Origin of the sequence: Bacillus sp. 3255, assembly GCF_031456485.1 — a bacterium.
Classification (GTDB): Bacteria; Bacillota; Bacilli; order Paenibacillales; family NBRC-103111; genus Paenibacillus_E.
Window position 1 is genome coordinate 56,260 of record NZ_JAVDUS010000011.1, and the last position, 25,873, is coordinate 82,132.

Consider the following 25,873-nt stretch of genomic DNA (forward strand, 5'->3'; position numbering starts at 1 on the left):
GTGAAAAAACCAGAACTCGTAGTAAGCTGCGGCTCGATCGCAGATGTGAAACGATTAATCGAAGCGGGCGCAGATGCCGTTATAGTCGGCGAAGAGCGCTACGCCATGCGCCTTCCGGGGAATATGAAGCCGGAGGAGATCGCAGAGGCCGTCGCTTGGGCGCACGAGAAGCAGGCGAAGGTCTATGTGTCGGTTAACAAAATATTCGATAACGCCTCGCTAGAAGGGCTTGACGAATATTTGAGCCGGCTGCAAGCCTTTGGTGCTGACGGGGTCATTTTCGGCGATCCTGCGGTGCTGATGGCTGCGCGCACCTTGCCGCAGGGGTTCGCCCTGCATTGGAATGCGGAGATGACCTCCACCAACTATGCGACGGCGAATTATTGGGGCAGGCAGGGCGCATCGCGCGTCGTGCTGGCCAGAGAGCTGAACATGGATCAGGTGCTGGCTTTCAAAGCGAATACGGAACTGAGCGTGGAAGTTCAGGTTCACGGCATCACGAATATTTATCACTCCAAGCGGGAGCTAGTGAAAAATTATATCGAACATCAGGGCCATGACGCCGCAGCGGAGGATCGCTCCATCGGGCGCGGACTATTCCTGATTGAGCATGAACGCCGGGACCAGCGTTATCCGGTGTATGAGGACAGCAACGGCACGCATATCATGAGCTCGGAAGATATTTGCATGCTGGAGAATTTGCCTGAGCTGATGGACGGAAATATCGACAGTTTGAAGATTGAAGGGCTCCTGAAATCTGCCGTTTACAATGAAACGGTTGTGAGAAGCTATCGCGCGGCCATTGACGCGTATGCGGCCGATCCGGCCGGCTATACATTCAAGCAGGAATGGCTGGACGCTATCGCCGAATTGCAGGATCCTGAGCGCGAACTATCCTACGGGTTTTTCTATAAAGAACAGGTATATTGATACATGGAAGAAGGTGCGTTTTCGAGATGACGACAGCGTTGGAACAACGAGCGAGAGGAAAGCGTGTAAGGCTGCATAAGCCTGAGCTATTGGCCCCTGCGGGCAATTTGGAGAAGTTGAAATTTGCGATCCATTACGGAGCGGATGCCGTCTATATCGGCGGGCAGAAATACGGTTTGCGCTCGAGCGCCGATAACTTCTCGCTGGAGGAGATGCGCGAGGCGGTGGAATTCGCGAACGGGTATGGCGCGAAGGTTTTCGTCGCTACGAACATTTATGCCCACAATGAAGATATCGAGGGCTTGGAAGATTATTTGCGCGGACTGCAAGAGGCCGGGATCTCCGCGATCATCGCAGCGGATCCGATCATTATGGAGACGTGCCGCCGCGTAGCTCCCAAGCTGGAGGTTCACGTCAGCACGCAGCAATCGGTCATGAACTGGCAGACCGTGAAATTCTGGAAAGATCAAGGGATTGAACGGGTCGTGCTGGCCCGTGAAGCGAGCATGAAGGAAATCGATGAGATTAAAGCGCATGTCGATGTCGAAATCGAAGCGTTCATTCACGGCGCGATGTGCAGCTCCTATTCCGGAAGATGCGTCCTTTCCAACCATTTCACGGACCGGGATTCGAACCGCGGCGGCTGCTCGCAATCATGCCGCTGGAAATATGATTTGTTCGCCAAGGATGAGCAGCTATCGGGCCCGCTTGCGACGGATCTGCCTTTGTTCGGCGAAGATGACGATGCCTTCACGATGGGCTCCAAGGATCTCAGCATGATCGAGCATATTGCCGATATGATAGAATCCGGCGTCGACAGCTTCAAGATTGAAGGCCGGATGAAAAGTATCCACTACGTGGCAACGGTCGTGAATGCGTACCGTCAAGCCATCGACAGTTACTTCGAAGATCCGGACAATTTCAAGCTGAATCCGCTGTGGCTGGAAGAAATTCATAAAGCGGCGAACCGGCCATTGAATGAGGGCTTTTTCTACGAAGCACCGGGTCCTGAGGATCACATCTTCGAGCCGGAGGATAAAGTCGTCGGGTTTGATTTCGTCGGTTTGGTGCTCTCCTATGATGCAGCAACGGGCATCGCCCGCATTCAGCAGCGGAATCATTTTAAACCGGGGCAGGAAGTCGAGTTTTTCGGACCGGAGGGCACGCATTTCAAACAAAAGGTTGACGCGATTTGGAATGAAGAAGGTCAAAAGCTGGACGCAGCAAGGCATCCGCTGCAAATTATCGAATTGAAGACGGAACTTCCTGTAAAAAAATGGGATATGATGCGAAAGAAAACAGGAAAATAGTACCATGGAAGCTTTCTCCACACTAAGGTATATTGGAGAAAGTTTCTTTTTTTATTCTTTTTTTGGAACGAATAATAAAGGAAATTGTTTGAGCGTGTCGAAATATATAAAAAAACTTGAATGTAACCCTTTTCAATTTAGGACGAAAGTACGGGGGCATTGAAGCAGAAACTAATGGCGGTGAATGAAATGAAAAAAGGACTCCAAAGTATTCTCGCATTTTTAAACAAAGCAGTCGTTCAAACAATTCGAAATGTTCCGTGGGGTCGTATTCTTGGCGCAGCTGGCAGCACTTCCAAGCAAATGGGCACAGCCGCATTCAAGGAAATGAAGCAGGTGAAGCTGGAGAACCCGGTGAAGTCCGTCGGCATGAAGCTGTTTTTAATGTTCTTCATCAGCATTCTGTTCTTCGTTCTGATCGTTGGGATGATTTCGTACAGCGTATCCAAGAGCGTCATCAAGAACAAAGTGGCGGAATCGTCGCTTCAAACCGTCACGCAGGCGGGGCAGAAGCTGGACTTCCTCTACCAGACGTTCGAAGAAACATCGCTGCAAATTATGTTGAACAAGGAATTGCAGGACCTTCTCGAGAAAGTGCCGACACTGGATCCATCCTCCTATGAATCGCTTGAGGTCGTCCGTCAATTAACGGATAAATTGAATGTCGTGACCTTCTCCAACAAGTCGATTAAAACGCTTCATCTGTACAGACCCGACGGCAAATTGATCGTCATTACGGGTTCCGGCGGAAGCACGCTTAGCGAGAATTCCGGTTCGACGGATTGGTTCAAAAAGATCATTGATAACGGCGGCAAGGTCGCATGGCTGGACAGTAAGCTCAAAGGGTACTCGTCTTCTTCGACGAATACGTTCGCCATCGGACGCCTGATGAGAAATACACTGACGAACAGCACTTCCGCGGTTCTTCTGCTGGAGCTTAGCACGGATCTGTTGAATAAAGAACTGGATGGCATGTCTTTGGGAGACGACAGCAAAGTCGTAATCACGAATGCTGATAACAAAAACGTCGCCGTCAAAGATATCACGCAGCTTGAGAAAGATGCGGAAGTTCAATTGACGAAAGAGCAGCTTGCCGAAGAACACGGCTCCTTCACGACGAAAGACGACCATCTGGTCGCTTACTACAAATCCAATTTATCCGGTTGGAATCTGGTTGGCGACATTCCGGTCAGCGCATTGGTTAAAGATGCCAAGAAAATTTTCAACTATACACTTCTCATCGCTCTCTTCGCTGCCATCGCTGCCGTATTAATCGGTCTATTCGTAGCGAGAATGATCGGCCGTCCGCTGATCAATTTGCGCAACCTGATGCAGCAAGGGGCGAAAGGCAAGCTAACGGTTCGCGCCAACTATGTCACCCAGGATGAGATCGGACAGCTCGGCGCAAGCTTCGATACGATGATGCAGCAGATCACAACGCTTGTTCAACAAACGAGCAACTCTGCGCAAGCTGTGTTCGAAACCGCGCAGGAGTTAAGCAACTCCTCTAAGGTGACGGCGACTGCCGCCAGAGAGATTGCGGTAGCGACCGATGAAATTTCCAACGGGGCCGGCGGACTTGCGACGGAATCCGAACGCGGCAACGAACTGACACAGCATATCGGTGTCCAAATGAAGCAAGTTATTGAAGCGAATCTGGAGATGGGAACGGCGGCCGCCGACGTTCAAAGCTCCTCCGAGCAAGGTACGAAGTATATGTCGGAGCTGATCTCCAAAACGAATTTGACCGAGGAAATGATCCGTTCGATGGTCGATAAAGTCGACAATCTGAAGGATAGCACCCGTTCCATCCGCAAAATTCTGGATGTTCTCAACAACATGACGAAGCAAACGAACATCTTGTCGTTGAATGCAACCATTGAAGCGGCTCGCGCCGGAGCGGCAGGCAAAGGCTTCATGGTCGTGGCCGATGAAATCCGCAAGCTGGCCGATCAATCGCGCCAATCCATCGACGTCGTCGGACAGATTACAGAAACGATTCAAAAGGAAATCGATGAGACGGTGAAGGTATTGTCAACCGCAACGCCGATCTTCCAAGAGCAAATTTTGGCCGTGAAAGAAGCGGATATCATTTTCAAACAAGTGACGACGCACATGGGCGGCTTTATCGAGCAGCTCAGCACGGTCAGCGATTCCATTTCCACCCTGGAGCAGTCTCAGGTCGTTCTCTCGGACGCTATGACGAATGTCAGCGCGGTCGCGGAAGAATCGCTTGCGACATCGGAGGAAGTAGCTTCCTTGAGCTCCGAACAGCTTAGCATCAGTGACGGACTCGTCAAATTGTCGGACAAGCTGGATCTGCTGTCCAAGTCGCTGAACGACACGCTTTCCAAATTCGAAATATAGTTCTTATATCATTCGCAGCCTGCTCTCGATTTCAGAGGGTAGGCTTTTTTGATATATCCTGGAAACGAGCGGTTTGCCGGCGTGCGGGAATGACGATACTGTAGCCATCAGCATCAATTGGCAAAGTTGGGAGTCCGTGGCATGAGGGTTAAACAGCTATCTTTAAATGAAAAACGCCGTATGTTTCTAGTTCTTCTCACGATTGTGCTCCTGTTTGCGGGGATTGCCGGCAAGCTGTTCTGGATCCAGATTGCGGCAACGGAAAATTACAGCTCGCGGGGAGTGAATTTGCTCAAAAATTCGGTTGTCCAGAGACAGCGCGCGTTGGTGCTGGACAGCGGCAGAGGAGATATTCTCGATCGGAACTTGAGGCCGATGACGGGCGCTCAGGTTAAAGCGCTTGTCGTGTTCCCCATCCATGACGAGATGAGGCCTGATCCGCAGCAGGAAGCTCAATTGGTTCGGATCTTGCAGACGACAGGTAAGGCGTGGCATGCATTCATGCAAGACTTGACAGAACCGCAGGTGTGGAGCACGGCATTGGATGGGAAACCGGCTGCGTTAACGGACAGGCAAGAGGAGCAGATTCATGCGCTTGGCCTGCCGAACGTCAAGGTGGTGGAGATGGAGGATCGTTATCCGGCCGGCATGACGGCACGGCAGCTGATCGGGTTCGTCGGCCAAAACCCGGACCGTGTCATGAATTTGTACGGAGCAGATTTGGCAAAGGGCAAAGTTGCTCTGACAACGAAGATTGGCGGAGCAGGTCTGGAGAAAACGTTCGATTGGTGGCTGCGCGGCATCGGAGAGACTTCGATCTCTTATTTCATGGATGCCGGCAAGCGGCCTTTAGCCGGTCTCGATGCCCGCATGATCGCTCCGGATAACACATTTTATCCGGTTAAGCTGGTAACGACGCTGGATGCGGGCTTGCAGCGGCAGATCGAACAACTCATGGATCAGATGAATATCCGTGAGGGGGCTGCCGTTGTGCAGGCTGTGGAGCAAGGGGACGTTGTGGCGATGGCGAGCAGGCCTAATTACGACCAGACGGCTGTCGATCTGGCTAGCAATAGCTGGAGCAACTATGCGTTGAAAGCGACGGCACCGGGTTCTATTTTCAAAACAGTCGTGGCTGCCGCCGCCTTGGATCTCGGTGTTGTCAAGCCGGGGGAGACGTTTACCTGCAATGGAGCGCTCGGTAAATACGGATTTACGTGCTGGAGGAAGGACGGGCATGGCCCGTTAACGTTGGAGGAGGGCTTTGCGCAGTCCTGCAATATTGTATTCGCGAACGTGATGCAGCGGCTGACGCCTGCTCAGCTGGAAGCCTACGCGCACAAGCTGGGCGTGTTGGATGAGGTCGGTTGGAAGGGACAGACAGACGCGGAAACAATGCTCCGCCAGTTCGACAGCGAGGAGAGCGGGCAGCTGTTCGGCGCCCATACGCCGCACGATGACGAAGGGGTTCTGATGCAGACGGCTATCGGGCAGAGAGATGTCTTGATGACCCCGCTGCAAGCGTCTAATATGATCGTCACGCTGCTTCATGCGGGCAAGGGTTATTCCCCGAGAGTGGTGCAAGAGATCCGGTACCAAACGGACCGGGTCATGGAGAAGTTCCCGCCGCAGGCGCTAGCTTCGAGTGAAGGCCGGGTATCGGCCGCGACAAGCCGCACCCTGTTAAGCTGGATGAGAGAAGTCGTGACCGAAGGAACGGGACAAGGATTGAAGGGGGCGAAGTGGTCGTTGGCCGGCAAATCCGGAACCGCCCAAACGATGGCAGGCAAGCAAGAGAAGATCAACCAGTGGTTCATCGGATACGGCCCTGTGACAGCGCCGAAGTATGCCGTGTCCGTGGTCATTAAGAACACGGATCCATCCGAGAGCAACAAGGCCATACCGCTATTCAAAGGAATTATGGATATTCTCGCAGGTTCGTCAAGCGGCAGGCAGTGAGATCGTGACGCGCGTTCCTTGATCCGGCTGAGAGGTAACTTCAATAAGGCCGCCGAACGTCTTGATAATTCGGTACGAGACCATCATGCCAAGGCCCGTCCCTTTATCTTTCGTCGAGTAGAAGGGAGTTCCCAGACGGTTGATCTGCTCGGAGGTCATGCCGACCCCGCTATCTGTGATTTGCACGATAACCTTGGAGCCTTGCTTAAAGCCGGCAATTCGCAGTTGGCCGCCCTCCGGCATGGCTTCGATGCCGTTCTTCGTTAAATTGACGAGACATTGAATCAATTTCTCCTGATTGGCTTGTATGTTCAGCGATGGCTCCATGTCGATGGAGATTTCTACCCCGCGCATGGAAGCATACGGATGAATGAGATTGCTCAGTTTATTCGTCAGTTCGGATACGTTAAGCTGCACCAGCTTCTCGGCTTCCGGTTTGGCGAAAGATAAATAATCGGTAATAATGGCTTGGGCGCGGTCAATTTCCTTAATGACCATGGACGTGTAGATTTGCTTCTTCTCTTCGGTGACTTGGGATTGGCTGAGGATTTGCATAAAGCCGCGGGCAACCGTCATCGGGTTTCGAATTTCATGGGCGACAGAGGCAGCCAGTTCGCTTAAGACGTTCAGCTTCTCGGAGCGGTGGACTTCTTGGCGCATGGCGATATTTTCCTGGATACGGGCGATGAGAGAGGTCAGGAACCACATGGTAAAGAAATGTATGACACAGAACAGCAGGCCGTAAAGCAAGAAGGTGCCGTCCATCGCAACAAACGATGATATCCGGTCCAACATCGTTAAGCAAAAGGTAGCCAAAGCACTGACGCAGGCAAGCAAACTGGGAAACATGACTTTGGGGGTGAGATGCTTCCAATTGCTCAGCGCAATGAAAGCAAGAATGAAGGGAACGAGCAGGGCCGATAAAGTGAAACTCCAGATGAAAAGCGCTCCGTTCATGAAGTAGGAGAAGACGAGTATGGCCGCTGAGACGGCAAGCCCTGACCTGACGCCGCTATAAAGGAAAGCGATAAGCAACGGAATGATGCGCAGATCGAATTCGATGCCGGTGAATTTGAAAACCGGATGGGTCATACAAAAGATAGCGAGGACCGAGCTGATGACGAAGATGAGGACATCGCCGTATTTATAATAACGGTCCGTATTGTCAGGCCTGTCCAGCCAAAAAATGTGTGATAATACGATGGGGACGGTTAAAACAAGAATATTGAGCAGTAAATCGTCAATTACGTTCAAGGATCTCGCCTACTTAATAAAAATTTGATGGTAGCACGTTCTAATTCGACAGAAAATTAGAAATTCCTTTGATTTGCTTCCAAAATTTTGATGATTTTTGGCGAAAAAACGCCGTATGCACGTTGCGGCATAAGCCGGAATCCCGTACAATTCGAAGCATGGAAGTAAATTGCGAGCTCAGGAGATTACGACAATGACATATGCACCACTCCCATCTTCGATGGTCATTCTGGATCGGACGGACGAGACCGAATCTCGGTCCATCCGATATTCCTTTGCATTGGAGGAGCTGCTGTGCCGGTCGATCGGCCCGACAGCTCCTCCCATTCTGCACATATGGCGGCACCCAAGGGCGTTCGTCATGGGGTTAAGGGACAGCCGGCTGCCTGAAGCGGCACGAGCGAATTCTTGGTTATTGGAGCAGGGCTACGACACGGCGGTGCGAAACTCGGGAGGAGCGGCAGTTCCGCTGGACCTAGGCGTCGTGAATGTGTCGCTGCTGCTGCCCAAAGAAGCGGGAGATATGGAGCACCGCAAAGATTTTGAAGCAATGGCGGCTCTGATCCGCGAACTCATGGGTACGCTGACAGACCGGATCGATCAAGGTGAAGTGCTCGGATCGTTCTGCCCGGGGGAATTCGACTTATCGATTGGCGGGCGCAAGTTTTGCGGTATCGCGCAGCGCAGGCAGCAGCGTGCGATATCCGTGCAAGCCTTCATTATTGTGGAAGGCGAGGGGGAAGCGAAAGCAGCGCTTGCCAGAGGCTTCTATGAACGGGCAGCCGGGTCCGCATTCCCCGGCGATTATCCGTTAGTGGCCCCGGGGAGCATGGCCAGCTTGGCGGAGTGCCTGAATGTGCCGTTAACGTCAGCGGCATTCACCGCGCACTTGCATACGCTGATGGCCGCACGCGGATTGCTGGCCAAGCGTCCGGCGGACATACCGGGTTATCCGGACGAAGAGCAAATTGCAGCAATGATGGAACTGCTGAAAGACCGTTATGCGATTCCGAACAGTGGCACATTGTGATGCTTGGCAGGCAAACAGGGAGGCGTGGCGGCGTGTCGTAGGGCCGGCAGGTCACCGGAAGGCCGATGGGCAGAATGACTGGTGGACAGGCGTGACGGGTAGGCGGGGCGGCAGGCGGGCAGAGTGACTAGTGGATCAGGCATGGCGGGGAATAGGCAAACAGTGGGGCGTGACGGGTAGGCGGGCCAGTAGGCAGGCAGGTCACTGGAAGGCAGACGGGAAGAACGACTGGTGGCCAGGCATGGCGGGTAGGTAGACCAGTAGGCAGGAGACAGACTGACCGGAGGGAGTGGCAGGCTGGCTTGCATCGTTGGATGTGTCCTTATGAACACTATCCCGTTGGTTCAGGAATGGGCAGGCGAGGTACGCGCTCACGCTAACGGACATAGCAGCCCTTATTCGGCGAAAAGGGCTGTTTGGCAAATGTAACGGACACCAGTGTCCTTATTTGTCTGTTTTGCAACGTATTTCGGCCTGAAATCGGGAAATAAGGTCATCCGTGTCCGTTAGAAACGGAACACGATGTCTACCGTGAGAATAACGGTCGCTGTGTCCGTTAGAGAGGTCGAGGCAGTCTGTCTGCCCCTCATACAATTGGCAGACATTGTGGCGCAAGCGAGGAGCCGCGCCCCGCTAACGGACACAGCTGCCCTTATTCGGCGAAAAGGGCTGTTTGGCAAATGTAACGGACACCAGTGTCCTTATTTGTGCGTTTTGCACCCGATTTCGGCCTGAAATCGGGAAATAAGGTCATCCGTGTCCGTTAGAAACGGAACACGATGTCTTTCGTGAGAATAACGGTCGCTGTGTCCGTTAGAAGGGTCGAGGCAGTCTGCCCTTCATACAATTGGCAGACATTGTGGCGCAAGCGAGGAGCCGCGCCGCGCTAACGGACACAGCAGCCCTTATTCCGCGAAAAAGAGCAGCCTGGCAAATGTAACGGACACCAGTGTCCTATTTGTCCGTTTTGCACCCGATTTCGGCCTGAAATCGGGAAATAAGGTCATTCGGGCCGAGGCCCTCCGGGCAAAGTCCAAAGGCCAGCCAAACGAATTAAAACCGTCAGGAATTAACTGAACCTCACATTGTGGGTGAATTTCAGATTCTTGACGGTTTTTTTGCTGTGGCTACCCGAGAAAATAATGCAGCGCCGCGGCAAGCTCACCTTGCCAGAAGCCCCAAAGGTGCTTGCCCGGCTTCTCGAGGTAATGGAGAACAACGTTTTTGTTCTCGAGCTCCTCTTTGGCCAGCCGGTTTTCGCGGACGAAATCGAAAGTTCCTCGCTCTGTCTTTACGTCCGTTTCATCCAGACCGACTAGCATGTACAGCTCCAGCCAAGACAAGTCGTCCGCGGCTTTGACGCGTTCCCGCGTGATGTCGAAAAATGCGCCCGATAAGGATATAACACGGCAAAAAAGGCTAGGATAATCTAAGGCGAGATGCAAGGAAACGGTTCCTCCGAGAGAATCGCCTGCAACAATACGCTCCGATCGCTCTGTACGGACCGGATAACGGCTCTCTATATAAGGGAGAAGCTCCTCGGCGAAGAAGCGGCAGTAAGTGTCATGTCGCTCTCCTTCCGGAGCATATTCCGATGTGCGGTGGAGGTTGTTGACGTCGACGCCTACTACGATAGCAGGCTCCAGGTCTTCATCCAAAATACAGCGTGTGATCGTTGTGGCAATGCGCCCGAAGTTGAAGAATTGCTCGCCATCCTGGCAATAAATGACGGGGTAGGACAGCAATTCGTTATAACCGGGAGGCAGGTAAATGCGAAGCGGGCGAGTTTCTTGAAGCAGGACAGAGGTGAGTTCATCCTTTATAATCGTTCTTTGATAGTAGCGGGAGTCATCCGACATAAGTAATTCTCCTTTATTTTATCTTTGGGCAAATATGGAACCGGAAGCGTATGTTGGAAGCGGTTTGGGTAAGGTGTATTATAGCAGTTGTGAATTTAATGTTAACTGTATTATATATTTTCCTAAACTGTACTATTCATTTCCGCTAAAAAAGGTCGTATAACACAAGGATACTGGTGTACAATTCACGAAAACAGGTTTATAATAATACTATAACAGAAGTGAAGCTAGCAGGCATCAAAATCATATAAGAGGTGAAATGGTATGAGTAAGCCACTTGTCAGCCAAGCAAATTACGAAGTGACCACAGAGAAGGTTGAGCCTTTACAAGTACTGGCTCCAGACGGCACGATTGTAAATCCCGACAAAATGCCTAATCTTAGCGATGACCAATTGAAAGAATTAATGAGAAGAATGGTATTCACACGCGTATGGGACGAAAGAGCAGTTAACCTCGGCCGTCAAGGACGCCTTGGTTTCTATGCGCCGGTATCCGGCCAAGAAGCTTCCATGATCGGTAGTGAATTTGCTTTAAATAAAGATGATTTCATTTGCCCGGGTTACCGCGATATGCCGCAGCTCGTATGGCACGGACTGCCGCTTTATCAAGCGTTCCTGTATTCCCGCGGACATCAGCACGGCGGTCAAATTCCACAGGACGTTCACGTTCTTATGCCGCAAATCATCATCGGCGCGCAAGTTCTGCATGCAACCGGTGTAGCGATGGCATTCAAGAAGCGTAAAGAGCCGCGCGTAGCGATTACGTATACAGGTGACGGCGGAAGCTCCGAAGGCGATTTCTACGAAGGTTTGAACTTTGCGGGAGCGTTCAAGCTGCCTGCGATTTATTTCGTCCAAAACAACGGCTATGCCATTACAACGCCTTACGCGAAGCAAACAGGTGCTATGTCCGTAGCGCATAAAGCACTTGCAGCCGGTATCAAAGGCGTACAGGTTGACGGAATGGACGTTCTGGCGGTTGTTCAAGCTGTCACAGAAGCTGCCGAAAGAGGCCGCAAAGGCGAAGGCGCTACTTTGATCGAAGCGTTGACATACCGTTACCGTCCGCATTCCTTGGCGGATGACACGACGAAATACCGTACCAAAGACGAAGAGTCCAACTGGGAGCCTAAAGATCCGCTTACGCGCATGCGTATTTTCTTGACCAAGAAAGGTCTATGGAACGAAGAGATCGAGGCACAAGTGAAAGAAGAAGCGAAAGCAACGGTTGCTGAACACATCAAGAAAGCCGAGGAAACAGAGAAAATGACGATCCCGGGCTTGATCGATTCCATGTTCGAAGTCACACCGGCTCACCTAGAAGAACAGAAGCAAGCGTACAAATAAGTTTTAACGAAAACTCAGCTTAACCTTACGATGCAAGTTTTCTAACGAAAACAAGCATATGCTTACGAAGCCAGTTTTTCTGGCGAAAAACTCTTAGGAGGCACGAAGAAGTCATGGCACAAATGACGATGATTCAAGCGATTAAAGACGCGATGCGCGTTGAACTAGAAAGAGATCCAAATGTCGTATTGTTCGGTGAAGACGTGGGCCATGTCGGCGGCGTATTCCGTGCTACAGAAGGCTTACAGAAAGAATTCGGCGAAGACCGCGTCTTCGATACGCCTCTTGCCGAATCCGCAATCGGCGGTCTTGCCGTCGGTCTTGGCGTTCAAGGCTTCCGTCCGATCGCCGAGATTCAATTCGTAGGTTTCATCTACGAAGCGCTTGACCAAATCTGCGTGCAAGCAGCTCGTATGCGTTACCGCTCCGGCGGCCGTTACAACTCGCCGATCGTATTCCGTACGCCTTACGGCGGCGGCGTGAAAGCGGCTGAGCTTCACACGGATGCGCTTGAAGGCTTGCTCGTCCAGACGCCTGGTATCAAAGTAGTCGTCCCATCCAATCCTTATGATGCGAAGGGCTTGCTCATCTCCGCGATCCGCGATAATGACCCTGTCTTCTTCATGGAGCATCTGAACTTATACCGCGCATTCCGCGCAGAAGTACCTGAAGGCGAGTATACGGTTGAGCTTGGCAAAGCGAACGTCGTTCGCGAAGGCTCTGACGTAACGGTGATCACTTACGGAGCCATGGTTCATACTTCCGTGAAAGCCGCTGAAGAAATCGAGAAGACGCAAGGCGTGAAAGTGGAGGTTATCGACCTTCGCACGCTGCTTCCTCTGGATATCGACACGATCGTCGCTTCGATTAAGAAAACGAACCGTGCGATTATCGTTCAAGAAGCACAGAAAACTTCCGGTGTAGCTGCAGAAGTTATCGCGCAAATTAACGAGAAAGCCATTCTTCACCTGGAAGCTCCGGTATTGCGTATAGCGCCTCCGGATACCGTTTATCCGTTCGCTCAAATCGAAGATGCTTGGTTGCCAAGCCCAGCAAGTGTTATTGCCGGAATTAAACAAGTACTCGAATTCTAATTCTCACTCGAAGGTAACAGGAGGTTGTCCACGTGGCATTGTTTGAATACAAGTTCCCAGAGCTTGGTGAAGGCATACATGAAGGCGAGATCGTCAAGCTGCTCGTGAAAGCTGGCGACACGGTAACAGACGAAACGATTCTGATGGAAGTACAGAACGATAAAGCGGTCGTTGAAGTTCCTTGTCCGGTCGAAGGGAAAGTCGTAAGCGTCGCGGTCAAAGACGGACAAGTTTGTACGATCGGCGAACTCGTGATGACGATCGAAGTCACTGGCGAGATGCCGGCGGAATCCATGCATCACGCCAGCTCGAACCATGCTGCCCCTGCGGCGGCAGCGGCTCCTGCAGCTGCTGCTACAGCGGTAGCAACAGCACCGGCTCCAGCGGCAGCACCTGCTGCAGCCGCTCCGGCTCCGTCCGCGCCAAGCGGCGGCGCAGGCCGCGAAGTGCTTGCAACGCCTAGCGTGCGCAAGCTGGCAAGAGAGAAAGGCGTCGCCCTCGCAGAGGTGTCGCCGACTGGTAAGCACGGCCGCATTACACGCGAGGACGTCCTTGGCTTTACAGGAGCCGGCGCGGCGGCAGCTCCGGCGGCGGAAGCCCCGGCTGCAGCGGAAGCAGCTGGCAGCGCGGCACCTGCAGCTAGCACGCAGGTAGCGGCAGGCGATCGCGTCGAAGAGCGTATTCCGTTCAAAGGAATCCGCAAAGTCATCGCGAACGCTATGGTGAAATCCGTGTACACGGCACCGCACGTGACACTGATGGACGAAATCGACGTCAGCGCATTAGTAGCGCTGCGCGAGCGCACGAAGCCTCTTGCCGAGAAGAAAGGCGTGAAGCTGACGTACCTACCTTTCATCGTGAAAGCCTTGGTTGCAGCATGCCGTCAATTCCCGGTTATGAACGCAATGATCGACGAAGAGAAGCAAGAGATCGTGTACAAAAAGTACTACAACATCGGTATCGCTACAGATACGGACAACGGCTTGCTCGTTCCTGTTATCCACGATGCTGACCGTAAGAACGTATGGTCCATCGCCTCCTCGATCAAAGACCTGGCGGTTCGCGGCCGCGAAGGCAAGCTGTCTCCGAACGAGATGAAGGGCGGTACAATCTCCATTACGAATATCGGTTCCGTAGGCGGTATGTTCTTCACACCGGTCATCAACTTCCCTGAAGTTGCGATCCTTGGCGCAGGACGCATCACCGAGAAACCGGTCGTTAAGAACGGCGAAATCGTGGCGGCATCCGTTATGGCTCTTTCCTTAAGCTTTGACCACCGCATTGTCGATGGAGCTACAGCACAAAGCTTCTTGAACTATATCAAACAGCTTCTGGCTGATCCAGAGCTTCTCGTCTTGGAGGTGTAACAGCATGGTAGTAGGAGATGCTTCTTTAGATATTGACTTGCTCGTCATCGGTGCGGGCCCGGGCGGTTACGTCGCGGCGATTCGCGCGGCCCAGCTCGGTCAAAGCGTACTGATCGTAGATAAATCGGATTGGGGCGGCGTCTGCTTGAACCGCGGATGCATCCCGTCCAAAGCGCTGATCTCTGCAGCTCATACGTATGAGCATGCTCAGCACGCAGATTCGATGGGCATTTCCGTAGAGAATGTCAAAGTCGATTTTGCTAAAGTACAAGCTTGGAAAAACAGCATTGTGGCCAAACAAACAGGTGGCGTAAGCTCCCTGCTGAAGGGCAATAAAGTGCAAATGTTCAAAGGCGAAGTGATGTTCATCAATGAGCACGAAGCGCGTGTGTTCAACGATGCGGAAGCGCCTCGCTACCGTTTCAAACATTGCATTATCGCAACGGGCTCACGTCCGATCGAATTGAAAGCATTCCCGTTCGGCGGCAGAATCATTTCTTCCACCGAGGCGCTGAACCTGCCTGAAATTCCGAAAAGCATGGTCGTTATCGGCGGCGGCTACATCGGGATCGAGCTGGGTCAAACCTATGCGAAATTCGGTACGAAAGTTACGGTACTGGAAGGTTCCGATCACGTTCTTCCTGGCTTCGAGAAAGAATTCACGAAGCTGGTAGCACGCAACCTGGACAAAGTCGGCGTTGAAGTGCATACGGAAGCGCTGGCGCAATCTTGCACCAAAACAGATAATGACGTAACAGTTACCTTCACGGTCAAAGGCGAAGAGAAGCAAGTAACGGCTGATTATGTGCTTGTAACGGTCGGCCGCCGCCCGAACACGGATGGCGAGCTTGGCTTGGATCTGATCAACTTGAAAATGACGGATCGCGGTCTGATCGAAGTGGATAACCAAGGCAGAACGAGCATCCCGCACATTTTCGCTATCGGCGACGTTGTCCCTGGCTTGGCTCTTGCGCACAAAGCTTCTTATGAAGCTAAAGTTGCGGCAGAAGCGATCGCGGGTCACTCTAGCGTCGTCGATTACAAAGCAATTCCAGCTGTCGTCTTCTCCGATCCGGAAATTGCCGGCGTCGGCTTGAGCGAGACAGAGGCGAAAGCGCAAGGCATTGAGGTGGCGATCGGGAAATTCCCTTACGGCGCTAACGGCCGCGCCAACTCTTTGAACGCCAGCCAAGGCTTCGTGAAGCTGGTTGCCGATAAAGCGACAGGCACGCTGCTGGGCGGTCAAATCGTTGGTCCGGAAGCATCGAACTTGATCGGAGAGCTAGCTCTTGCAGTTGAGATGGGCGCTAACCTGGAAGACATCGCGCTTACGATTCACGCACATCCGACATTAACGGAAATGATCATGGACGCAGCCGAAGGTGCGCTGGGTCATCCGATTCACACGTTGAAATAAGCCTCATTAACGGTATCTCCATACCTTTAGATAAAAAGTCCCGAGAGTCGGCGGAAGCCGCTCTACGGGACTCTTTTATTTGCTAACCGTGCCGGCGGGCGAAGTCATTCATGAATTCAGCCAGCGCCAGGCAAGCCTCATAAGTGACCGCATTGTACGCCGAAGCGCGCAGTCCGCCGACGCTGCGGTGACCTGCCAAACCTTCAAATCCGGCTAACACGGATTCCGCAATGAACGCACGTTCCAATTCCTCAGTTGCCATCCGCCAGGTCATATTCATCGATGAGCGGTATTCGGCTTCGATTACACCTTGATAGAAACCATCGCTTCGATCTATAGCATCATAAACCAGCTGTGATTTGCGCTGATTGTGCCGCTCAATTTGTTCCACACCGCCTTGCTGATGCGTCCATTTGAGCACCAGATTCATCATATAGATCGCGTGAACGGGCGGCGTATTGAACAACGATTTATTCGCGGCAAAGGTGGAATAACGCATAATTTCCGGTATCCGGGCGGAGGCTGTTTCCAACCAGGCATCGCGCACGATGACCGCAGTGACGCCGGCAGGTCCGAGATTTTTTTGGGCACCGGCATACATCAAGTCGAACTTCTCCAAATCGAGCCTCCTGCTCAAGATTTCACTTGTCACATCGGCTACTAGCGGGGTACCCCCGGTATCCGGTATTTGTGTAAAACAAGAACCCTCGATCGTATTGTTCATCGTGATATGCAGATAAGCGGGATCGCCGCGGAGATCGTCCTTGCCTACCGCAGGAACGGTGCGCCAACCCTGCTCCTTCGTGCTGGCTGCAATATGCGTATGTCCGATATAGCCGGCTTCCTTATAGGCTTTCTCCGCAAAGCTCCCCGTCAATACATAGTTGGCCGTCTGCCCGGGAGCCAGGAAATTCATCGGCAGCAGCGCGAATTGCGTGCTGGCTCCGCCTCCCATGAAGAGCACCTCATACGAGTCCGGCAGCGCGAGCAAAGTTCGCAGCAGGTTCCGGGTTTCTTCGCTTAGCTCCTCGACTGTGCGGCTGCGGTGCGACATTTCGAGCAAGGAGATCCCTTGGCGCTCATGGTCGACGAAACGCTCTTGAGCTTCCTCCAGCACCTCTAGCGGCAGCGCGGCCGGACCCGGGTTAAAATTGTACTTGCGTGTTGACATGTGGCATTCCTCCCGATAATTGGATGTGCAAACAACAAAAAACGCTCCTCATCCGATTGGGACGAGGAGCGTTAGCTCGCGGTGCCACCCAATTTAAGAAGTGCCTTGCGGCTGCTTCTCCACTTGGTTCCGCGGTAACGGGCGGTGCCGGTTAACTTAGGTCAGCCTTCTCAGGCCTGCTTGGCGATAACGCCTCGGAGTTGGATTCTCTTCATTGGCATAATCGAATATGGAAGTTGACTCTAACTATATGCCTGTTAACCGCAAAGGTCAATACTTTTTCTGGAAGCCGATTATTTTACGGTCTTATTATAGGCTGCAAGCTTCTCGGCAATGCTTTTGGAGGCTGCATCCAGCGCGTCCTTCGGCGCCTTCTTGCCAGTGAGCGCTTCTTCGATCGCCGTCTCTACGATTTGGCGGGCTTCCGGGAATACGCCCATGACAGCGCCTTGCGTAGCTTTATTCGCTTTGGTGTTATGAAGCTGGTCGATGGCGGTCTTGAACTGCGGATATTTCGTAAGATTGTCTTTGACCAATTGCTCATCATACGCTTTTTTCGTAATCGGGAAGTAGCCTGTGTTGACATGCCACCATGCCTGCGTTTGCGGATTGGTCAGGAATTTGATGAACTCCCAAGCGCCTTGCTGCTCCGCTTCGGATTTGTTGTTCAGAATGTAGAGGCTTGCTCCTCCGACAACCACACCGCCGTCTTTGGCGTCTGCCGGTCTAGGCAGGATGCTTGTTCCAACTTGGAATTTGCCCTCTGCACTTGTTACGATACCGCGCAAGGAAGCTGTGGAATCGAGCGTCATCGCGATTTGCCCCGCAGCGAAAGCTTTTTTGGTATCGTCGGTTTTGCGGCCGAGGTTTTGCATGGACTTATTGTCCACCATTTGTTTCCACCATGTCAAAGTTTTGACGCCTGCGTCATTGTTGACAAGAGCTTCGGTTGCAGGGGAGGTGCGGCCGTTGCCGTTGTTCAGGAATTCTGCGCCTTGTCCGGCAAAGAACTGCTCCATGAACCATCCGTAGATGGCGAACGAACCGCCTGCTTTGCCGTCTTTGCTGAGCGCTTGCGCTGCTTGGGCCACTTCCTCATACGTAGTTGGCGGCTTCTCCGGATCGAGACCGGCAGCTTTGAACATGTCTTTGTTATAATACAGGATCGGATTGGACGTGTTAAAAGGCATGGAATACAATTTGTCGTCAAATTTATAGTAGTTCAAAATGTTTTCTTCCAGCTGGGAAAGATCGAATTTATCGCTGTCAACGAATTTCTGAACCGGCGTAATCGCTTTGGAATCGATCATGAAACGGGAACCGATCTCGTACACTTGAATAAGGGACGGACCGCTCTTCGTATCCATCGAAGCTTTCATTTTGTTCAAGCTTTCATCGTAAGTACCTTGGAAAACAGCCTCAACCTTCACTTTGCTCTGCGAGGCATTGAAATCGGCCACAAGCTTATCGACGGCTTGACCGAGCTCACCGCTCATGGAGTGCCACCAAATGACTTTCACGGGCTCAGACGTTTTGGCAGGTGCAGTTGATGCAGCCGCTGACGGACTGGCAGCTGCCGTGGAGCCGGAGGATGCAACTTCGGCTTTGCCGCAAGCGCTGGTCAGCATCATCATGAAGGCAGTCATGGCGAGTGCGGATGTTCTTATGTTTACGTATTTCATGTGTTTGTTTCTCTCCCTATTTTTAATTTAGATATATGGAATTCCGCCTTGGCCGTTAGAGCCAAAGCAGAGCAGCCAACAAAGATTAACCTTTCACGCTGCCGGCGGTAAGTCCGCGGACGAGCTGCTTTAACCCGAGCACGAGCAGGATGAGAGAAGGCAGGAGAACGATTGTGGCGCCTGCCAGAACGAGGTTCCATACGGTGAGCTCCTCGAATTGCAGCATGGCGATGCCGATTTGCGCGGTGCGCATGTCTTCACTGTTCGTAATGAGCAGCGGCCACAAGTACATGTTCCAGGCGTTCAAGAACGCATAGACAGCCAGTGTAGCGAGTGCAGGCCGGCCCAGCGGCAGCACGATGCGCCAGAAGATGCGGATATGGCCGCAGCCGTCGATGCGCGCCGCTTCGAACAGCTCCTTCGGCAGCTGCAGGAAAAATTGGCGCAGCAGGAACGTGCCGAAAGCCGTCGCCAGGAACGGGACGGTCAACCCTTGCAGGCTGTCGAGCCAGTCCCATTTCTTGACGGTCAAATAGTTAGGGATAATTGTAACTTCCCAAGGAATCATCATCGTAGCCATGAACAGGGCGAAGACCGCAGCCTTCCCTTTAAAACGGATATTCGCAAATGCGTAAGCGGCCATCGCGGACGTTATGAGCTGACCTACCATGATGATGATCGAGACGATCAGACTGTTGGTCACAAACTTGGCGATCGGCACGAGATCGAAGACGGCTTGAATGCTTCCCAGGTAGAAGCTGCCGGGGAGCATATGCGGCGGATAAGCCGAAGCTTCCTCGGGCGTCATGAGCGCAGACGCAAACGTGTAGAAAATCGGATACAGCACAAGCGCGGCGGCAATGACCAGCAGGGCATAGACGAAAGTATTTTGCAGATGTCGGTTCATTGATAGTGAACATTCCTTTCGAATACTTTGAATTGCAGCAAGGTGAGCAGCAAAATAATGGTGAAGAGCACCAGCGCCTGGGCGCTTCCGATGCCGAAACGGAAATTGATGAAAGCGTCTTGGTACAGCGTGTAAACGAGAACGTCCGTCGTGTTGACCGGTCCGCCCTTGGTCAGAATATGAATCTGTCCGAAGGACTGGAAAGCGCCGATGATCGAGACGATGGTGACGAAGAATAGGGTTGGAGACAGCAGCGGCATCACGATTTGAACGAAGGTTCTGATCGGTCCGGAACCATCGATTAAGGCGCTGTCGTAGATGTCGTCCGGAATGCCTTGAAGTCCGCTGAACAGGACGATGTAATTGAAGCCCAGATTCATCCACACGGTCATCAAGGAGACGGAGAGCAGCGCCCATCTCGGATCGGTCAGCCAGGCGACTGGCTCCAAGCCGGCAGCTTGCAGGAGATAGTTCAGCATCCCGACGCTGGGATGGAACAGCATCATCCAGATGACGGAGGATGTCCCGACAGAGAGGACAACCGGCAGCGAGAATACGAATTGAAAGAAACGCATGCCTTTCAGATGATTGTGCGTAAGTGCGGCGAGCAGCAGGGCTAGAAGGATACTGGCCGGCACGGTCAGTAAGGTGAATTGGCCTGTCACTTTCAAGCTTTGATAGAAGCGCTCGGAAGTGAAGATGGCAATGAAATTGTCAAAGCCTACATAATCGGCTACGCGGCCTCTGGGATCCGTCTCGTGCATGCTGAGATAGACGGTTTGCAGCAAGGGGTAAAACAAGAATATGCCGAACAAGACAAGCGACGGCAGCAAGAAAACATAGCCTAGCAGCGTCTCCGCCCATCGTGCGGACAGAAGGGTACGAGGGGGAAGCCCTGCTTTAACGTTGATTGGCTTAGCGGAAGATGCAGCCGTTGGAAACGGTACATCGCGATCTATCGTACTCATGACATCGTTCCTCCATGAAAGTTAGTAACTGGCCTGTACCTGATCTAGCTTAGCCGCGGCTTATTTGACCAATGTTAAATACAGTTAAATGATTTGTGAATTTTCCTTGCGGATTTACGTAACCTTTACGCTTGTCTACTGGGCAAGCGCTGAGTGATGGAGCTATAATTTGGTCATGAAACCGATGAATAGATGGGAGAGAACGATATGACAGCAAGTAAACCTATTGTGATCGGCCACCGCGGAGCGGCCGGGGAAGCGCCTGAAAATACGTTAGGATCTTTCGCTCTCGCTTTCGAGCAAGGGGCGGACGGCATCGAACTTGATGTTCATCTCACATTGGATGGCGAGATTGTTGTGTGCCATGATTTTACGCTGGACCGAACAACGAACGGCTCCGGACTTATTGGCGAGCACAGCTGGGATTATATCAAAGGACTGGATGCCGGATTCTGGTTCTCCGAAGCGTTCACCGGGGAGCGGGTGCCGCTGCTGCGGGACGTGTTCGACCTCGTGCCGCGCGGCCGTCTGATCAATGTGGAAGTGAAGCATGCCTATGCAGGGCGGATGGAGAAGTCTTTGCTCGCTTTTCTACGTGAGAGCGGACGTATGGAGGATGTGGTCATCTCCTCGTTCGATCATAAAGTGATCCGCCGGATCAAGCTGGCGGAGCCTGCCGTCAAAGTCGGCCTGCTGTATGCAGCCGATTTGATCAATCACGCGGCCTATGCGGAGCAAATGGGAGTGGAGGTGCATTCTTTGCACCCGAGCCACCACCATTTCGAGAAAGAGGATGCCGAGTTGGCGTCATCCGCGGGACTTGCGGTGTATCCTTATACAGCGAATGATGTCCGCGACTTCCAACGGCTGATCGACACCGGTGTGACAGGGATTATTACAGATTTTCCGGCGAAGCTGCGGAAGGTGTTGGGCGTGTAAGTCGAGTCGGTACGGATGTGCTCGCGAGGCCTGCTCACCGGTCGCCTGTTTTCCTGTGGGAGTTCGTCTCCATCTACAGGTGCCTAGATCCGTCCGCCATGGTAAAATATGGACAGATCCAGTCGAAAGGGGAAACGTGAACACGGATGAGCACAAACCGTCTAACTCAAATCGCACAAATTTCCGTTCATGCGGGGGACATCGACAGAGCCGTAGTTTTTTATCGCGACACCTTGGGGATGAAATTCCTGTTCCAAGCGGGACAGGTGGCTTTCTTCGATTGCGGCGGCATCCGCTTGATGCTGAGTCTCCCGGAGAAAGCTGAATTCAACCACCCGGGTTCGGTGATTTACTACAAAGTCGACGACATCAAGAGCGTATATGAGACCTTCATGGACCGAGGCGTTGCGTTCGTAGGCGAACCGCATCAAGTGGCCGACATGGGAAGATTCGATCTCTGGATGGCTTTCTTCCAGGATTCGGAAGGCAACACTTTGGCTTTAACCAGTGAAGTTTCGAAATAACATATGCATTTGACGACTAGACCGCTGCAGCCCGTGCCGCGGTCTTTTTTGTGGAGACTGCGATGGGAGGTGAAGGAAGGGAGAGGAAGGGGAAACGCAAGCTGGCACTCGCACCGCAGACAGTACTAAGTAAAGTTAGTACTATCACAACGGCGGCAGATGAATACAATGGAATTATGACCTGGTATTAAGAGAAGCCCAAATAAACTTCGTGTTTTATGCCGGATTTCCAGTATCGCCATGCGAACGCTTAGGAGGAGTCACCATGATCAAATGGTTTTTTATTACGCTGCTAAGGCTGCTGCTTCCGCTGCTGCGCCCCGTTGTTCTTGCCAGCTTTCGAGTCCAAGTGAAAGGAATGGAACGGCTTGTTTTGTCGGAGAAAACGGTGCTCGTGCCGAATCACGTTTCCTTGCTGGATGCGGCGCTGCTTGCGCTGATCCTGCCGAAGGAAGTGGCTTTCGTGGTGAATACGCGAATCGCCAAGCGGTTTGCTTGGCTGCTTCACTTCCGGGCGCACATTCCGGTGGATCCGCTGAACCCCTACTCCGTACGCAAAATGCTCAAAACCGTGCAAAGCGGAACGCCGCTTGTCATCTTCCCGGAGGGGCGCATTACCACGACAGGCGGCATGATGAAGCTCTACGGCGGCATCGGTTACATCGCGGTGAGGTCTCAGGCCCGTATGGTGCCGGTGGCCTTGAACGGTCTGGAGCATTCCAAGCTTTCCTACCTCCGCGGCAAAATCAAGCAGATCTGGTTTCCGGCGGTAACCATTTCAATCGGCGAAGCGTTTCAAGTGGCTGTGGACGAGAAACTCACGCGGAGAGCGCAGAAGGAGCGGGCCACGGACGAGATCGGCAGCCGCATGCAGAGCCATCTGCTGGACAGCCGGATGAAGCCGCAGATCAACTTATTTAATGAGCTGCTCCTTGCGGCCCGGCAGCATGGCTACGGGACGATCATTTGCGAAGATGTGATGGCCGATGCAGCGTTATCCTACCGCAAGCTGCTGCTGTCCACTTATACAATCGCTCGCCGATTGGAGCAGGAGCTGTCCGGACAGAAGCGCGCAGCCGTGCTCCTGCCGAATGCAGCGGCGCATGCCGTTACGCTGTTCGCGCTATTCCGCCTGGGCGTTACGCCGGCGATCCTGAATTACTCCGCCGGGAAGCAGGCGATGCTGGATGCTTGCCAAACCGCGTCTGCAACGACGATTATTACGTCCAGAGCCTTCGTGGAGAAGGCGGATCTCGCCGGTTTCATCGAAGGAGCAGGCAGCTTGCATACGATCATTTATCTGGAAGATATGAAAACGACCATTGGTTTTGCTCATAAATGGCGCGGACTCCTCGATTGGATACGGAAGACGGAGGGGCCTGTCGGGCAAGACGCGAACGAAGTCGTCCTCTTCACTTCGGGCAGTGAAAGTAAACCGAAGGGAGTTGTGCTGACTCACCGCAACATTTATGCCAACATTCAGCAGGCTAAAGTCGCGATCGCCTTCAATGCGTCCGACGTTGTGCTCGGCGCGATGCCGATGTTTCATTCGTTCGGCTTGACAGCCGGTACGATGCTGCCAATCTTATCGGGCATGAAAGTGGTCATGTACCCGAATCCGCTCCATTACAAGGTTATACCTGAGATCGTCTATGATCGGAACATTACGATTTTATTCGGTACGTCAACGTTTCTGGCGGCTTATGCGAGAACGGCGCATGCTTATGATTTCGCCTGTGCGCTCAAATACGTAGTGGCCGGCGCCGAGAAGCTGAAGGAAGAAGTGAGGCAAACGTGGGCGGATAAGTTCGGTATCCGGATTCTTGAAGGGTACGGAACGACGGAAACGGCGCCTGTCATTTCGCTGAATACGCCGATGTATGTGCGGAAAGGAACCGTTGGCCGGGTGCTGCCGGGAATGCAGATCCGGATCGAGAAGGTGGATGGAATCGAGAAGGGCGGCCATTTGCTGGTGAAGGGCCCGAATGTTATGAAAGGGTATCTGATCCATGGCCAGGGCTTTGTCCCTTGCCCGGAATGGTACAGCTGCGGCGATGTCGTTCAGATGGATAGCGAGGGATTCTTGACGATCCAGGCGAGATTGCAGTCTTTCGCCAAAATCGGCGGCGAGAAAGTATCGCTGCCGATGGTTGAAGAGCTGGTCGCCGCTAGCTTGCCGCCCCATGCGCTGTGCGCTGCGATCGCGGTGCCGGATACGCGCAAGGGGGAGCGGATCGTTGTCTATCATAACAATCCGAGCGTCCAACTGCATGCGCTTAGAGAAGCGATGAAGGGGCAGGGGCATCCATCGATCTATATGCCTTCGGAGCTTCGCTTCGTGGAACAATTGCCGCTGCTCGGCAGCGGCAAAATCGACTATGTGACGATCAAGCGGCGTGCTCTGCAGGATCCTCACGCATCTTAAGGGAGCGAACCCAATATGAGAATGAAACCTCTTCAGCTACTCTACTTTACTCAATTTCTATCTGCATGTGCCGATAACATGATTCTCTTCATTACGCTCGCCATTATTAAACAGCATGCGTTTCCCGACTATTACATCGGTGTCGTGCAGGGCTCGTTCCTTGCGGCATTCGTCCTGCTTGCGCCATTCGTCGGCGCATTCGCCGACAGAAATTCCAAGTCCCGCGTCCTTCTCGTCGGAAATGCCCTTAAAAGCCTGGGCATTCTGGCCATGTTCCTGCATGTAGACCCGGCAGTCAGCTACGGCATTGTCGGAATAGGAGCTGCCGTCTACTCGCCGGCCAAGTATGGAATTCTGCCTTCGCTGACGCATTCCGATCAGGAGCTTCTGCGGGCAAATGCAAGGCTGGAAGGTTATACGATCATGGCGATTCTGCTTGGCTCGGTGTGCGGCGGCATCCTGGCCAAGATGTCGCTCCCGGGTTCCATCTCCGCTTGCTTGGCGCTCTATTTCATTTCGCTGGCGATGACGCTTCAGATGCCTAAGCTGCACGGCAATCCGGCGATTCGCTACGGCCAGGCGGCCAAAGCTTTTGCGGCGGATATGAGATTGCTGCTGGAGGATCGGGCTACCCGTTTCTCGCTCGTCGGCACGGGCTCGTTCTGGATGACATCGTCGGTCGTTCGGCTTGCCATCATTGCCTGGGTACCGCTGCATCTCGGCATCCAGTCGGTCGATCAGATTTCGCTGCTGGTGGCCGTCACCGGCGTCGGCATCATGATCGGGGCGCTGGCGACGCCGAAGCTTGTTCCGGCCCGGCGCTATTATAATTCCTTCGTGTTCGGTATCATCATGATCATTGTCATTTTGCTGTTCCCGCTTATCACGAACCTGTACATGACGATTGCTCTGCTCCTCCTGGTGGGCTTCAGCGGCGGCGTGTTTATCGTACCGATGAATACGATCCTGCAGGATAAGGGACAGGGAATGATCGGGGCGGGGAAAACGATTGCCGTTCAAAACTTCATCGAAAATGCGATGATGCTGGGGGGCGTCGGGATCTACACGCAAATCTCCAAGGATGGGCTGTCTCCGGATCTGTCGATCACCGGGATCGCCTGCATGCTGGCCGTGTTCGTAGTCTATCTGATCGTGCAGCGGGAACGGCTGAAAACGGCGATTTAGCAGATCACCGCGATAGACGGAAGCCTCAAGATGCTGCGAATGTTTGCCTTGATACACTTTGAATAAAATAAGCAGCAGCCTTAAGTGCCCTCTGCTCTGACTCACGGCGACATCGGCGATGCCGTCATGAGACGAAGC

The 25,873-nt window shown here is 52.9% G+C and carries 19 protein-coding genes and 1 pseudogene; 14 read left to right on the plus strand and 6 right to left on the minus strand.

Features of this window, described 5'->3' with window-relative positions:
• From J2X61_RS17630 to J2X61_RS17645, 5 genes and pseudogenes are all read left to right on the plus strand, one after another.
• Window positions 1-930 (plus strand): peptidase U32 family protein, encoded by a 930-nt coding sequence (locus J2X61_RS17630; protein WP_310189471.1) that lies wholly within the window; start codon window positions 1-3, stop codon window positions 928-930.
• Between the two features lie 26 nt (window positions 931-956).
• Window positions 957-2,240 carry a peptidase U32 family protein gene (locus J2X61_RS17635; protein WP_310189472.1) on the plus strand — a complete coding sequence of 428 codons (1,284 nt, stop codon included), beginning with the start codon at window positions 957-959 and terminating at the stop codon, window positions 2,238-2,240.
• 426 nt (window positions 2,241-2,666) lie between these two features.
• Window positions 2,667-3,665 (plus strand): annotated as a pseudogene (locus J2X61_RS36375) (cache domain-containing protein); the annotation flags it as partial.
• Window positions 3,663-4,607, plus strand: a complete 945-nt coding sequence (locus J2X61_RS36380) for a methyl-accepting chemotaxis protein (protein WP_396135466.1) — start codon at window positions 3,663-3,665, stop codon at window positions 4,605-4,607. The pseudogene J2X61_RS36375 and the gene J2X61_RS36380, both read left to right, overlap by 3 nt.
• 180 nt (window positions 4,608-4,787) lie before the next feature.
• Window positions 4,788-6,566, plus strand: a complete 1,779-nt coding sequence (locus J2X61_RS17645; protein WP_310189474.1) for a peptidoglycan D,D-transpeptidase FtsI family protein — start codon at window positions 4,788-4,790, stop codon at window positions 6,564-6,566.
• On the opposite strand, the gene J2X61_RS17650 is transcribed toward J2X61_RS17645, so the two are convergent.
• Window positions 6,549-7,820 carry an ATP-binding protein gene (locus J2X61_RS17650; RefSeq protein ID WP_274470626.1) on the minus strand — a complete coding sequence of 424 codons (1,272 nt, stop codon included), beginning with the start codon at window positions 7,818-7,820 and terminating at the stop codon, window positions 6,549-6,551. The genes J2X61_RS17645 and J2X61_RS17650 overlap by 18 nt on opposite strands.
• A 193-nt stretch (window positions 7,821-8,013) precedes the next feature.
• On the opposite strand from J2X61_RS17650, the gene J2X61_RS17655 reads away from it, so the two are divergent.
• Window positions 8,014-8,850 carry a lipoate--protein ligase family protein gene (locus tag J2X61_RS17655; protein ID WP_310189475.1) on the plus strand — a complete coding sequence of 279 codons (837 nt, stop codon included), beginning with the start codon at window positions 8,014-8,016 and terminating at the stop codon, window positions 8,848-8,850.
• Window positions 8,851-9,977: 1,127 nt separating this feature from the next.
• On the opposite strand, the gene J2X61_RS17660 is transcribed toward J2X61_RS17655, so the two are convergent.
• On the minus strand, window positions 9,978-10,709 hold the full coding sequence (locus tag J2X61_RS17660; RefSeq protein WP_310189476.1) for an alpha/beta hydrolase: 732 nt from the start codon (window positions 10,707-10,709) through the stop codon (window positions 9,978-9,980).
• A gap of 264 nt (window positions 10,710-10,973) precedes the next feature.
• Here J2X61_RS17660 and pdhA point away from each other — a divergent pair, with 264 nt between their 5' ends.
• The 4 genes from pdhA (at window position 10,974) to lpdA (ending at window position 15,934) form a co-directional block, all read left to right on the plus strand.
• Window positions 10,974-12,056, plus strand: coding sequence for a pyruvate dehydrogenase (acetyl-transferring) E1 component subunit alpha (gene pdhA / locus J2X61_RS17665; RefSeq protein ID WP_274470623.1), 1,083 nt, complete (start codon window positions 10,974-10,976; stop codon window positions 12,054-12,056).
• A 113-nt stretch (window positions 12,057-12,169) separates the two neighbouring features.
• Window positions 12,170-13,150 carry an alpha-ketoacid dehydrogenase subunit beta gene (locus J2X61_RS17670; RefSeq protein ID WP_274470622.1) on the plus strand — a complete coding sequence of 327 codons (981 nt, stop codon included), beginning with the start codon at window positions 12,170-12,172 and terminating at the stop codon, window positions 13,148-13,150.
• Between the two features lie 32 nt (window positions 13,151-13,182).
• Window positions 13,183-14,517, plus strand: a complete 1,335-nt coding sequence (locus J2X61_RS17675) for a dihydrolipoamide acetyltransferase family protein (protein ID WP_310189478.1) — start codon at window positions 13,183-13,185, stop codon at window positions 14,515-14,517.
• Between the two features lie 4 nt (window positions 14,518-14,521).
• Window positions 14,522-15,934 (plus strand): dihydrolipoyl dehydrogenase, encoded by a 1,413-nt coding sequence (gene lpdA / locus J2X61_RS17680; RefSeq protein ID WP_274470620.1) that lies wholly within the window; start codon window positions 14,522-14,524, stop codon window positions 15,932-15,934.
• A gap of 82 nt (window positions 15,935-16,016) precedes the next feature.
• Here lpdA and serC read toward each other — a convergent pair whose 3' ends face one another.
• The 4 genes from serC to J2X61_RS17700 form a co-directional block, all read right to left on the minus strand.
• Window positions 16,017-17,105: a 3-phosphoserine/phosphohydroxythreonine transaminase gene (gene serC, locus J2X61_RS17685; RefSeq protein WP_274470619.1), complete on the minus strand. Its 1,089-nt coding sequence runs from the start codon at window positions 17,103-17,105 to the stop codon at window positions 16,017-16,019.
• Window positions 17,106-17,398: 293 nt separating this feature from the next.
• Complete coding sequence (locus J2X61_RS17690) at window positions 17,399-18,787, minus strand: ABC transporter substrate-binding protein (protein ID WP_310189480.1); 1,389 nt, start codon at window positions 18,785-18,787, stop codon at window positions 17,399-17,401.
• 85 nt (window positions 18,788-18,872) lie between these two features.
• Window positions 18,873-19,694, minus strand: a complete 822-nt coding sequence (locus J2X61_RS17695) for a carbohydrate ABC transporter permease (protein WP_274470617.1) — start codon at window positions 19,692-19,694, stop codon at window positions 18,873-18,875.
• Window positions 19,691-20,662: a carbohydrate ABC transporter permease gene (locus J2X61_RS17700; protein ID WP_274470616.1), complete on the minus strand. Its 972-nt coding sequence runs from the start codon at window positions 20,660-20,662 to the stop codon at window positions 19,691-19,693. Before J2X61_RS17700 ends, J2X61_RS17695 begins: the two co-directional genes overlap by 4 nt.
• 207 nt (window positions 20,663-20,869) lie before the next feature.
• On the opposite strand from J2X61_RS17700, the gene J2X61_RS17705 reads away from it, so the two are divergent.
• The 4 genes from J2X61_RS17705 to lplT all read left to right on the plus strand — a co-directional run bounded on the left by J2X61_RS17705 (window position 20,870) and on the right by lplT (window position 25,735).
• The gene (locus J2X61_RS17705; protein WP_310189482.1) at window positions 20,870-21,601 is read left to right on the plus strand and encodes a glycerophosphodiester phosphodiesterase; all 732 of its coding nucleotides are present in this window, start codon (window positions 20,870-20,872) and stop codon (window positions 21,599-21,601) included.
• Between the two features lie 146 nt (window positions 21,602-21,747).
• Window positions 21,748-22,125 (plus strand): VOC family protein, encoded by a 378-nt coding sequence (locus tag J2X61_RS17710; protein WP_310189484.1) that lies wholly within the window; start codon window positions 21,748-21,750, stop codon window positions 22,123-22,125.
• Window positions 22,126-22,390: 265 nt separating this feature from the next.
• Window positions 22,391-24,550: an AMP-binding protein gene (locus J2X61_RS17715; RefSeq protein ID WP_310189485.1), complete on the plus strand. Its 2,160-nt coding sequence runs from the start codon at window positions 22,391-22,393 to the stop codon at window positions 24,548-24,550.
• 15 nt (window positions 24,551-24,565) lie between these two features.
• On the plus strand, window positions 24,566-25,735 hold the full coding sequence (gene lplT / locus J2X61_RS17720) for a lysophospholipid transporter LplT (RefSeq protein ID WP_310189487.1): 1,170 nt from the start codon (window positions 24,566-24,568) through the stop codon (window positions 25,733-25,735).
• The last annotated feature ends 138 nt before the right edge of the window (window positions 25,736-25,873 follow it).

Excerpts from the sequence above, each read along its gene's own strand:
- J2X61_RS17635 (WP_310189472.1), top strand. The coding sequence starts at position 957 with ATGACGACAGCGTTGGAACAACGAGCGAGAGGAAAGCGTGTAAGGCTG.
- J2X61_RS36380 (WP_396135466.1), top strand. The coding sequence starts at position 3,663 with ATGCAGCAGATCACAACGCTTGTTCAACAAACGAGCAACTCTGCGCAA.
- J2X61_RS17645 (WP_310189474.1), top strand. The coding sequence starts at position 4,788 with ATGTTTCTAGTTCTTCTCACGATTGTGCTCCTGTTTGCGGGGATTGCC.
- J2X61_RS17655 (WP_310189475.1), top strand. The coding sequence starts at position 8,014 with ATGACATATGCACCACTCCCATCTTCGATGGTCATTCTGGATCGGACG.
- J2X61_RS17660 (WP_310189476.1), bottom strand. The coding sequence starts at position 10,709 with ATGTCGGATGACTCCCGCTACTATCAAAGAACGATTATAAAGGATGAA.
- pdhA (WP_274470623.1), top strand. The coding sequence starts at position 10,974 with ATGAGTAAGCCACTTGTCAGCCAAGCAAATTACGAAGTGACCACAGAG.
- J2X61_RS17670 (WP_274470622.1), top strand. The coding sequence starts at position 12,170 with ATGGCACAAATGACGATGATTCAAGCGATTAAAGACGCGATGCGCGTT.
- lpdA (WP_274470620.1), top strand. The coding sequence starts at position 14,522 with ATGGTAGTAGGAGATGCTTCTTTAGATATTGACTTGCTCGTCATCGGT.
- serC (WP_274470619.1), bottom strand. The coding sequence starts at position 17,105 with ATGTCAACACGCAAGTACAATTTTAACCCGGGTCCGGCCGCGCTGCCG.
- J2X61_RS17690 (WP_310189480.1), bottom strand. The coding sequence starts at position 18,787 with ATGAAATACGTAAACATAAGAACATCCGCACTCGCCATGACTGCCTTC.
- J2X61_RS17695 (WP_274470617.1), bottom strand. The coding sequence starts at position 19,694 with ATGAACCGACATCTGCAAAATACTTTCGTCTATGCCCTGCTGGTCATT.
- J2X61_RS17700 (WP_274470616.1), bottom strand. The coding sequence starts at position 20,662 with ATGAGTACGATAGATCGCGATGTACCGTTTCCAACGGCTGCATCTTCC.
- J2X61_RS17705 (WP_310189482.1), top strand. The coding sequence starts at position 20,870 with ATGACAGCAAGTAAACCTATTGTGATCGGCCACCGCGGAGCGGCCGGG.
- J2X61_RS17710 (WP_310189484.1), top strand. The coding sequence starts at position 21,748 with ATGAGCACAAACCGTCTAACTCAAATCGCACAAATTTCCGTTCATGCG.
- J2X61_RS17715 (WP_310189485.1), top strand. The coding sequence starts at position 22,391 with ATGATCAAATGGTTTTTTATTACGCTGCTAAGGCTGCTGCTTCCGCTG.
- lplT (WP_310189487.1), top strand. The coding sequence starts at position 24,566 with ATGAGAATGAAACCTCTTCAGCTACTCTACTTTACTCAATTTCTATCT.